Origin of the sequence: Microbacterium sp. BF1 (genome assembly GCF_019279095.1) — a bacterium.
GTDB lineage: Bacteria > Actinomycetota > Actinomycetes > Actinomycetales > Microbacteriaceae > Microbacterium > Microbacterium maritypicum.
This window is the reverse complement of the sequence record NZ_JAGYWT010000043.1, coordinates 1-9,678: the sequence shown is the minus strand read 5'-3', so window position 1 is coordinate 9,678 and position 9,678 is coordinate 1. Positions and strand designations below refer to the sequence as shown.

The 9,678-nt window shown below is 67.8% G+C and carries 9 protein-coding genes and 1 pseudogene; 3 read left to right on the top strand and 7 right to left on the bottom strand.

The annotated features are described in order from the left end of the window. Together KZA10_RS02850 and KZA10_RS02845 are read right to left on the bottom strand one after the other, a co-directional pair. Nucleotides 1–297 (bottom strand): annotated as a pseudogene (locus KZA10_RS02850) (aminopeptidase); the annotation flags it as partial. A gap of 2 nt (nt 298–299) precedes the next feature. Then, complete coding sequence (locus tag KZA10_RS02845) at nt 300–2,303, bottom strand: DUF262 domain-containing protein (RefSeq protein WP_141387675.1); 2,004 nt, start codon at nt 2,301–2,303, stop codon at nt 300–302. Nucleotides 2,304–2,479: 176 nt separating this feature from the next. On the opposite strand from KZA10_RS02845, the gene KZA10_RS02840 reads away from it, so the two are divergent. Together KZA10_RS02840 and KZA10_RS02835 are read left to right on the top strand one after the other, a co-directional pair. Next, nucleotides 2,480–3,253: a hypothetical protein gene (locus KZA10_RS02840; RefSeq protein WP_021200730.1), complete on the top strand. Its 774-nt coding sequence runs from the start codon at nt 2,480–2,482 to the stop codon at nt 3,251–3,253. A 181-nt stretch (nt 3,254–3,434) separates the two neighbouring features. Next, on the top strand, nt 3,435–3,938 hold the full coding sequence (locus KZA10_RS02835) for a DUF3145 domain-containing protein (protein ID WP_141387677.1): 504 nt from the start codon (nt 3,435–3,437) through the stop codon (nt 3,936–3,938). Nucleotides 3,939–4,074: 136 nt separating this feature from the next. On the opposite strand, the gene KZA10_RS02830 is transcribed toward KZA10_RS02835, so the two are convergent. Then, nucleotides 4,075–5,478: a PLP-dependent aminotransferase family protein gene (locus KZA10_RS02830; RefSeq protein ID WP_141386807.1), complete on the bottom strand. Its 1,404-nt coding sequence runs from the start codon at nt 5,476–5,478 to the stop codon at nt 4,075–4,077. Between the two features lie 95 nt (nt 5,479–5,573). On the opposite strand from KZA10_RS02830, the gene KZA10_RS02825 reads away from it, so the two are divergent. Continuing rightward, nucleotides 5,574–6,239, top strand: coding sequence for a YitT family protein (locus KZA10_RS02825; RefSeq protein WP_218682125.1), 666 nt, complete (start codon nt 5,574–5,576; stop codon nt 6,237–6,239). Nucleotides 6,240–6,377: 138 nt separating this feature from the next. Here the strand turns inward: KZA10_RS02825 and KZA10_RS02820 are convergent, their stop codons facing one another. The 4 genes from KZA10_RS02820 to KZA10_RS02805 form a co-directional block, all read right to left on the bottom strand. Next, the gene (locus KZA10_RS02820; protein ID WP_017830434.1) at nt 6,378–7,616 is read right to left on the bottom strand and encodes a beta-ketoacyl synthase; all 1,239 of its coding nucleotides are present in this window, start codon (nt 7,614–7,616) and stop codon (nt 6,378–6,380) included. A 97-nt stretch (nt 7,617–7,713) separates the two neighbouring features. After that, complete coding sequence (locus KZA10_RS02815; protein WP_017830435.1) at nt 7,714–7,962, bottom strand: acyl carrier protein; 249 nt, start codon at nt 7,960–7,962, stop codon at nt 7,714–7,716. Between the two features lie 68 nt (nt 7,963–8,030). Beyond that, complete coding sequence (locus tag KZA10_RS02810) at nt 8,031–9,032, bottom strand: beta-ketoacyl-ACP synthase III (RefSeq protein ID WP_055867826.1); 1,002 nt, start codon at nt 9,030–9,032, stop codon at nt 8,031–8,033. Continuing rightward, on the bottom strand, nt 9,029–9,678 hold a 650-nt coding region (locus KZA10_RS02805; RefSeq protein ID WP_218682124.1), incomplete at its 5' end, for an ACP S-malonyltransferase. The genes KZA10_RS02805 and KZA10_RS02810, both read right to left, overlap by 4 nt.

Genomic DNA, 9,678 nt, shown 5'->3' with positions numbered 1-9,678 from the left:
CCCGACCGGGGTGGAGTGCCCGGTCCCGCGCTGGTCGAGAAGGACCAGGCGGTAGTGGGCGAGTGCTTCATCGAGCCAGGCCGGCGACGTCGAGGAGTGGAACGGGCGCGGTGCCTCGTGCCCCGGCCCGCCCTGCAGGAAGACGAGGTAGGGGAGGGACTCTCCGCCTTCGCGGGCGACGACGCGCGCGAAGATGTCGATCGTGCGGTGGTCGGCGGGATCGCCCCACACCAGGGGGACGGTGAGCGTGTGCTCTTCGACGGTGAGATCCTGCAGCGTGCGGATGACGGTGCTCATGTTCACATCACATTTCCGATATAGGAGTACTTGACGAAGACCTCCGAGGCGATGCCCGACTCCTCGAGCACACCCTGCACAGCGGTCATCATGTAGTTGGAATCCCAGCCCATGTAGAGGAAATGGCCCTCGTCGAGCTCGTCCCACTGGCCCTTCCAGGCCATGTCCTGGTAGATCGGGCCCCCGTGTGCGGCGCAGTACGCGAGCGCGGCGGTCCTCGTGTCCGTCCAGGCGCGACGGAAGACCCGGTTGAACAGGTACTTCACGTCGGGCACCTCCCAGCGCTCACCGCGGTACTCGACGTAGTCGAACTCCCGCTCCCAGCCCGTCGGCCATCCGCGACGGCGGACGGCATCGAGGATCGGCGTCAGGCCGTCGTCGTCGATCTCCGGGAGTGCGGGACGCGCCCAGATGCGGATCAGGTCGGCGGTGAGTGCGATCGTGCGCCGAGTGATCGCCGCCGTGTTCCACGCGTCGACGTCGGCGAGGTCGCGCGTGGCAGGTACGGAACTGCGGGCGTAGGCGTCCGTGCGCTTGACGGGGAACGAGGCGCCGAACACCCGCTCGGTGAGGGGCTGTTCGAGCAGGGTCAGGTTGCCGAGGGTCGGGGCGAGGGCGCGGTGGCTGTTCTGCTCGTCCTCGGTGTACTCGATCCAGGGCCGTTCGCCATCGCCGGACCACGTGTCACCCGGCACGACAGGCACGATGTGCTCGACGTCGAAGGACTCGAGGTCGTCGACCCCCTCCAGCCTGCCGAGGACGTAGGCCGGGTGGGGGAGTTCGCTGTACTTCAGGACGGCGCTCACACGTTCGTCGGACGGGGTGATGCGCGCGAACGCACGTGCGAGTGCGTCCCGGCCGTCGCGCCGCGCGCGGCAGAGCCTCGCGACGAGTCTCTCGGTCGGCAGATTCACCAGTGCGCGTCGAAGGTAGAGGGTCTGCAGCCACTCCAATGTCTCGATGAGCTCGGAGCGGTCGATGACGCCCCGCGCGTGATCGCTGTAGACGCTCATCACGAGCGGATACGAGGAGCGGCCGAACGTGTTGACGTGGCGCAGCTGCTGCGCGATCTCGGGGTCCTGCTCCCGCGACGGATCGAGCAGGATCCCGTAGATCTCGGCGTGGTGCCGCCACTCGGACGCATCCGCCTGGAGATGGGAGAGATCGACGCGGGGGAATGACTGCCGGAACGCGCTGTACACGCCGTGCTCGCCGTTCGCCGCGACCTCACGTCCGGTGACGAGCACGAGGTAGTGCCTCCAGAAGGCGCCGATCGCCTCGCCGGTGTGCCGCTCGATGGGCACCCAGAAGCGGGATTCGACATCGACCTGCTCAGCGTGGCTCAACCCCATGAGAATGTAGTTGTGGATGAGCTCGTGGTCGCGCAACGGCTCACCCGTCGAGTTCAGGCTCTCGAAGATCTGCTGGGCGTTCGCCTGGGCGCCGAGGGTGATCGACACGTGCTCGAGCTTCTGCAGCCCGCGCCAGATGAGCGGAACCTCGTCCACGTGGATCTGGCTGCGGAAGAAGGCGTAGTTGTCGTCGAAGCGCGATTCGCGGTCGGCATCGTCGCGTCGGTCGAGCACCACGGATTCGTACAGGTCTGCCCAGGCGTCGTGCGGGCGCAGCTTCGTGCGGCCGGGGGCATCGGAGCGCACCAGCACGCGTTCGAGCGCCGCGGCCAGAGCCTGGTCGGTGTCGCGGACCGCGTGATGCAGAGCCGCCACCAGGAGCATGAGCGTGGTGATGCGCTGCTGCCCGTCGATGAGGATCAGATCCGACTCGGCTGAGGCGCCGTCTTCGGCGGACAGGATCGAACCGATGAAGTGACGGTGGGCGTCGTCTTCACGGGCGACCGCGCGGATGTCGGACAGGAGACGTTCGCATCCCCCGATGTCCCACCGATACTGCCGCTGATACACGGGGACGACGATGGTGGTGGTGCCCGCCGCGAGCCACTCGATCGTGTTGACTGCTGTCGCCTCGACGTTGGTCGCGGTGCTCATGCTGGTGTCTCGTCCTCCCGTAGCGACGGGTGCCGAGGACTCGCCGGGCGCCCCGATCAGTCTATTCGGTTATGCACGGCGGACCTCCGAAGGGCTCGCGGGTGACGCTGTTAGGCTTGCCTTATCAGGGCCTGTTAAAACGTGCTGGCCCCCGATGAAAGGAACATGACTCGATCATGGGTTACATCAAGTCCGCTGCCCTCGAGGAAAAGGGATTCGTCGTCCTCGACAGCTACAACCAGGAGCTCGACCCCAAGGAATGGCTCGACATCGAGTACAACGACTGGAAGTCGTCGGGTGACACCCGCTTCGCGCCGCTCGCCAGTGCCTTCGGCGACATCGAGTGCAACGGGTTCTGGAACCACAAGCCGCCGCGCACCGACAAGGACGGCGTCTGGATCGACTCGCAGACCGAGAAGGCCCCGAACCTGACGCGTCGCGCGCAGGAGCCGGGCGCCAACGTCGGCCGTTGCCGCGTGATCGAGCTGCAACCGACCCCGTACGGAGACTGCCTCTACAACCTCCACCAGGACGACAACAACCGTCTGAACCCGGACGGCACCGGCTGGGTGGTCCGCGGCTTCTTCAACCTCACCGATGACAAGGACAGCTACTTCGTCCTGCGCGAGAACCGCACCGACCCGAGCATCGAGTACCGCATCGCGCTCCCCGCCGGCGCTCAGCTCATCGTCGACACCCAGCGCCTGTGGCACGCCGCCACGCACAACGGCACTGAGCCGCGCTACTGCCTCATCACGTCGTGGACCTCGGGCCCCGAGCTCGACGCCTACATCGAGAAGTACCACGGCACCGACGACGTGCCCAACTACGAGGTCGACCAGGAGACGCTCGAGTTCGGCTACGCCGAGCAGGCGCGCAAGGACGCTGCCCGCGCGGCGTACTACGCCGCCAAGGGCCAGCAGGTCAAGCAGGCCATGAGCGAGGCCTGACCTCACCGACTCGACCGTTCGCGGTCCGAAGGCCCCGGTCGTCATGGCCGGGGCCTTCGTCGTCGAATGACATGCTTGTGGTTTCCGCAGATCTCGGCGAGAATGGGCCCACAACCGCATATTCTCGCCACTTCGTGGTTCAGGTCGTTGGGGAAGACGCACCTGATGAAACGGAGAGATCATGGCGACGGCTTACGCACGCGGAGTGGTGTTCATCCACTCTGCGCCTCGCGCGCTCTGCCCGCACCTCGAATGGGCGGTGGGTCGCGCTATCGGGCGTGCGGTGAACTTCGACTGGACCGACCAGCCCGTCCTCGACGGCGCACGACGTGCGGAGTTCTACTGGGACGGCCCCGTCGGCACCGGTGCCGCTCTCGCGACGTCGATCCGCGGGTGGGAGCACCTCCGCTTCGAGGTGACCGAGGACCCCACGCCCCGCAGCGACGGTGGTCGTTGGCTGCACACTCCCGATCTGGGTATCCACTACGCGCAGACCGATGCCGCCGGCAACATCGTGATCGGTGAAGACCGCATCCGCTACGCGATGGAGATCGCTGCGGGCAGCGCGGTCGAGCTGCAGCGCGAGCTCGACATCGCCCTCGGCTCCGCGTGGGACGAGGAACTCGAACCCTTCCGCCATGCCAGCGACGACGCCAGAGTCGTCTGGCTCCACAAGGTCGGCTAGCCCGACCCCGCAGACCGGAACGGGGGAGGCGTGAGTATCGGATGCCGGTGAGTCATTCCGGACGCTGAGAAGACGTTTCCCCGCTCCGCACGACGAGGACCCCGCCCCGGAGACGAGGTGGGGTCCTCGTCGTCGGTCAGATCACCGCGGCGTGCTGCAGCTCAGCGTGCGGGGACGTGCCGGTGCCGCGCACGTCCTCCCAGGCCAACGAAAGGCGACGCATGGCCTCAGCCGTGCGCTCGGGCGGCAGGGTGATGGGGATGCGCAGTCGACGTTCGAGCACGCCGCCCGTCGTGAAGCGCGGTCCGGGAGGCAGGATCAGCTGCCGCTCGCGAGCAGCGAGGGACAGCGAGGTGGACAGCGGCGCACCGATGTCGAGCCATGCGGACAGCCCTCCTGGTGTCGGTGGCATCCGGAAGCCGGGGATGCCCGCCACGCCGGCCTCCACCGCTGCGCGACCGTCGTGCAGACGCTGACCGACGTGCGAGGTGAGCGCAGGCATGTCGGCGAGAAGCTCGACGGCGATGCACTGCTCGAGCAGTGCGGTACCCAGCTCGAAGGATGGACGAACGGCGAGCAGTCGAGCGATGACCGTGCGCTTCGCACGGATCCAACCGATGCGCATCCCGCCCCATGCGATCTTCGACATCGATCCGACCGTGATCACATTGGGTCCGCTCGCGGCCATCGGAGCCGGCGACCAGCCGCGGTCGATATCGAGCTCGGTGGTCGTCTCATCGACGAGGAGCTGAGTGCCCACGTTGCGCGCCGTCGTGACGATGCGTGAGCGCTCCTCGTCGGGCAGAGTGGCGCCGGTCGGGTTGTGGAAGTCGGGGATGAGGTAGGCGACATGGGGGCGGGAGCCGAGCAGAGTCTCGTTCAGATGGCGCGTGTCCCATCCGTCGACGTCGACGGGCGTTGGAAGCAGACGGTATCCGTGCCGGTGCAGCGCCTCGAGCGCGTGCGGGAACGTGGGCTGCTCGACCAGGGCCCTCTCGCCGCGTCGTCCGATCGCCGCGAGGATCAGGTTCACCGCGTTGAGCGCCCCGGAGGTGATGATGATCTCGTCGGCCGAGGTCGGTGCTCCGCGATCCCGGAACCGCTGCGCTACGGCCTCTCGGAGCTCAGGAAGGCCACGGAGGGAGTATCCGCTGGTGCCGCGCAAGGCCGCAAGGCGGGGGAGGGATCGGACCGTCGCGTCATACAGTCCCGGTGTGGAGTCCATCGACGCGATGGACAGATCGATGGCGTCGTCGTCGGCATCAGTGCCGGGCGCGGCGTGTCCGTTCGGCAGGGTGACGCGCGTGCTGCCTCCGTGCAGACGGGAGACGTACCCGTCGGCCTCGAGAAGCCCGTAGGTGCGGGTGATCGTGGAGCGGGAACGGCGAAGCTCCACCGCGAGAGCGCGCTCGCTCGGCAGACGTTCGCCGACCGTGAGCCGGCCGTCGAGGATCAGCGCCCTGATCCGGTCGGCGAGCGTCGTCGCTGCGGAGCCCGCCACGTTGTGCGCCCCGAGCTGTTCGACGAGTCGTGATCCCATGCGTCCAGCATGCCGCAAAGTGGCCTGACGAGTGCAGGCCACTTTGCGCTGAGTGGATTCGCTGACGGACGTGGCCCAGGGGCCAGAGTGGAAGCATGCTCCTGCGCTCCGTCGTGCTCCCCGTGACCGCCACCAGTCGGCGTGACCTCGTCGAGCGGCTCGTACAGCTGCTCGTGGGTCTCTTCCTCTACGGCGTGGCCCTCGGCTTCATGGTGCGCGGCGGCATCGGCGTCGCGCCGTGGGACGTGCTGGCGCTCGGTCTCGCCGAGCAGACCGGCCTCCGATACGGCGTCATGACCGTCGTCGTGTCCATCGTCGTCCTGCTGCTGTGGATCCCGCTGCGTCAGCGTGTGGGGCTCGGCACCGTCTTGAACGCGCTCCTCGTCGGGCCCAGCGCCGACCTCGCGCTCGCTCTGATCCCGCAGCCCGCTTCGGTGTGGATCGGCGCCCCCATGTTCGTCTTCGGACTCCTGCTGCTGTCCTTCGCGACCGGTCTGTACATTGCCGCAGACTTCGGTCCCGGACCCCGCGATGGATTGATGACGGGCCTCGTCCGACGTACCGGCTGGGCGGTGTGGCTGGTGCGGACACTGATCGAAGGCGGCGTGCTGCTGATCGGCTTCCTGCTCGGTGGACCCGTCGGCGTGGGAACCGTGCTCTTCGCGTTCGGCGTCGGGCCGTTGATCGGCTGGTTCCTGCCGCGCATCACGCGGATGAGGGAAGCGCGTTCGCAGAAGCGCGGTCTGCTCCGCTCCGCCTGACGGATCACCGCGCACCTGCATGACCTGCGCACAGGTGCATGACTGAGTACCGTCGGATGCTCAGTCATCCGTGTGATCCTCATGCAGATGAGATGAGCGGCCCTCGGAATCCCGAGGGCCGCTCATCGTTTTGGCGTGTCAGTCGGCGCTGGCGACCACGAGCACGGCGTTGTGACCGCCGAATCCGAACGAGTTGCTGATCGCGAACTGCGGACCCTCGCCGAGCGGCGTGGCGTCGCCCGAAAGACGGAACGGGACAGCGGGATCGGGCTCGGTCATGTTGATCGTGGGCGGTGCGACACGGTCGCGCAGGGCGAGGAGCGCGAAGATCGCCTCGAGTGCGCCGGTGCCTCCGAGCAGGTGCCCGGTCGATGCCTTCGTCGCCGAGACGGGGATCTCGTCGATTCGGTCTCCGAAGACCTTCTTGAGCGCGACGTACTCGTTGGGGTCGCCGACCGGGGTCGACGTCGCGTGCGCGTTGATGTGGGTGACCTGGTCGGCGGTGATGCCGGCCTCTTCGAGCGCCTGCGTCACCGCACGTGCGGCACCGTTGCCCTCGGGGTCGTTGCCGGTGATGTGGTAGGCATCGGCGGTGACGCCTCCGCCGAGCACATAGCCGTAGATCTTGGCGCCGCGAGCCTTCGCGTGCTCCTCGGTCTCGAGGATCAGGGCTGCGGCTCCCTCGCCCATGACGAATCCGTCACGGTCGATCGCGCCCGGTCGGGACGCGTGGGCCGGGTCGTCGTTCCGACGCGAGAGCGCCTGCGCGGAGGCGAACGATGCCATCGTGATCGGGTGGATCGCGGACTCCGTGCCACCGGCGATCACGACGTCGGCGAGACCGTCCTGAAGGTGGTGGAAGGCATGGATGATCGACTCGGTGCTGGAGGCGCACGCGCTGACGACGGTCTGCGCGTAGGCGCGGGCGTGGAACTGCAGTGACAGGTTTCCTGCAGCGGCGTTCGGCATGAGCATCGGGACGGTGAGCGGCATCACCCGTCGCGGGCCCTTCTCGCGGAGGGTGTCCCAGGCGTCCAGGAGCGTCCAGAGTCCACCGATGCCGGTGGCGAAGTCGACACCGAGTCGCTCGGGGGCGACTTCGGGGGAACCGGCATCCGCCCACGCCTCGCGCGCCGCGATCAACGCGAACTGCGACGAGGGGTCGAGACGCTTGGCCTCGTGGCGGGGGAGAACCTCTTCCGGGCGGACGATCGCCTCGGCGGCGAAGGTGACGGGCAGCTCGTACTGCTGTACCCAGTCGTGCTCGAGCGTGCGGGTGCCGGACATGCCGGCCAGCAGGTTCGTCCAGTTCTCCGGGGCCGTTCCGCCGATGGCGGAGGTGGCGCCGATGCCGGTGACGACGATGCGCTTGGTCATGGGGTGTGGTTCCTTGTCGAAACGAAGTCGAACGGGTGGGAGGGCAGGTCGGAGGATGCCACTCCCCGCGAGGTGCGGGGGTGGCATCCTGCCGGGATTACTCCTGGCCCGCGACGATGAAGCTGACGGCGTCGCCGACGGTCTTCAGGTTCTTGACCTCGTCGTCGGGGATGGTGACGCCGAACTTCTCCTCGGCGTTGACGACGATCGTCATCATCGAGATGGAGTCGATGTCGAGGTCGTCCGTGAACGACTTCTCGAGGGCGACCTCGGAAGCGTTGATGCCGGTCTCGTCGGTGATGAGCTCTGCGAGGCCAGCGAGGACCTCATCGTTGGTGAAAGCCATGTGGTCTTCCTCTTTCTTGCGGGTTGTTTTCGGAACCGTGGAACAGTCTAGGGAAAGTCAGCGCATTCTCAGGGAAGGACGACGACCTGTGCGGCGAACACGAGGCCGGCGCCGAAGCCGATCTGCAGTGCGAGACCGCCCGACAGCTCGGGGTGCTCGGCCATCAGGCGGTGGCTGGCCAGCGGGATCGACGCCGCCGAGGTGTTGCCCGTGGTCTCGATGTCGCGGGCGATCACCGTGCTCTCCGGCAGCTTGAGCTGCTTGGCGAACTCGTCGATGATGCGCATGTTGGCCTGGTGGGGGATGAACGCGGCGATGTCGGTCGGCTCGACGCCGGCTTTGTCCAGCGCCTCACGGGCGACCTTGGCCATCTCCCAGACGGCCCAGCGGAAGACCGTCGGGCCCTCCTGACGAAGGGTCGGCCACGGCACCACGCCGTCGCGGAAGTCGGTGAGGGTGCCGTTCATTCCCACAGCGTCGGCCTTCGAGCCATCCGAACCCCATACCGCCGGTGCGATGCCCGGCGTGTCGCTCGGACCGATCAGGGCTGCGCCTGCACCGTCACCGAGCAGGAACGAGATGCTGCGATCGGTCGGGTCGACGACGTCGGACAGCTTCTCCGTGCCGATGACCAGTGCGTAGCGGGCGGCGCCGGCCTTGATCAGCGCGTCGGCCTGGGCGATCGCGTAGGCGTATCCTGCGCAGGCCGCGTTGATGTCGTAGGCGGCTGCGGGGTTCGCCCCGACACGGTCGGCGACGATGGCCGAGACCGAGGGGGTCTGCTTGGGGTTGCTGATGGTCGCGACGATCACCAGGTCGACCTGGTCCGCCGCGACGCCCGACTTCTCGATGGCCTCGGCAGCCGCCGCGGTCGCGAGGTCGATCGCATCGGTGCCCTTGTCGGCGCGAGCGCGGGTGACGATGCCGGTGCGCTGACGGATCCACTCGTCGCTGGAGTCGATGGGGCCGATCAGGTCTTCGTTCGGCACGGCATTCTCGCCACGGGCGGCGCCGTAGGAGTAGATGCGCGTGTACGCGGGACCGGTGAGCTGGGCGAGCGTGACGCTCATGCGGCTTCTCCGTTCAGCAGCGCGACGGCTGCATCAAGGTCTTCAGGGGTCTTCACGGCGACGGTCGGTACACCGCGGAGGCCGCGCTTGGCGAGGCCGACCAGGGCGCCGGCCGGAGCGAGTTCGATGACACCGGTGACGCCTGCGTCGGCGAAGGACTGCATGCAGAGGTCCCAACGCACCGGGGACGACACCTGATCGACGAGGAAGCTCAGTGCCTGCGCTCCGTCGGCCACGGCGGAGCCGTCGCGGTTGGTCCACAGCGTGATGTCGGGGTTGGCGGGGGTGACGTCGGATACCGCATCGCGGAGCGCGGCGACGGCCGATGCCATGTACCGCGTGTGGAACGCGCCGGCGACCTGCAGCGGGATCACGCGGGTGCCCTTGAGGGGCTCCTCGGCGAGTGCCGCGAGAGCGGGGAGGGCGCCTGCGACCACGATCTGTCCGCCGCCGTTGTAGTTGGCGGGGGAGAGGTCGAGTTCGGCGAGGCGCGCGAGAAGGGCTTCCTCGTCACCGCCGAGGACCGCACTCATTCCTGTCTGCTCCTGCGCTGCCGCATCGGCCATCGCGCGGCCGCGGATGCCCACCAGGCGCATGCCGGTGTCGGCATCGATCACACGGCTGCCGACGAGTGCGGCGATCTCAC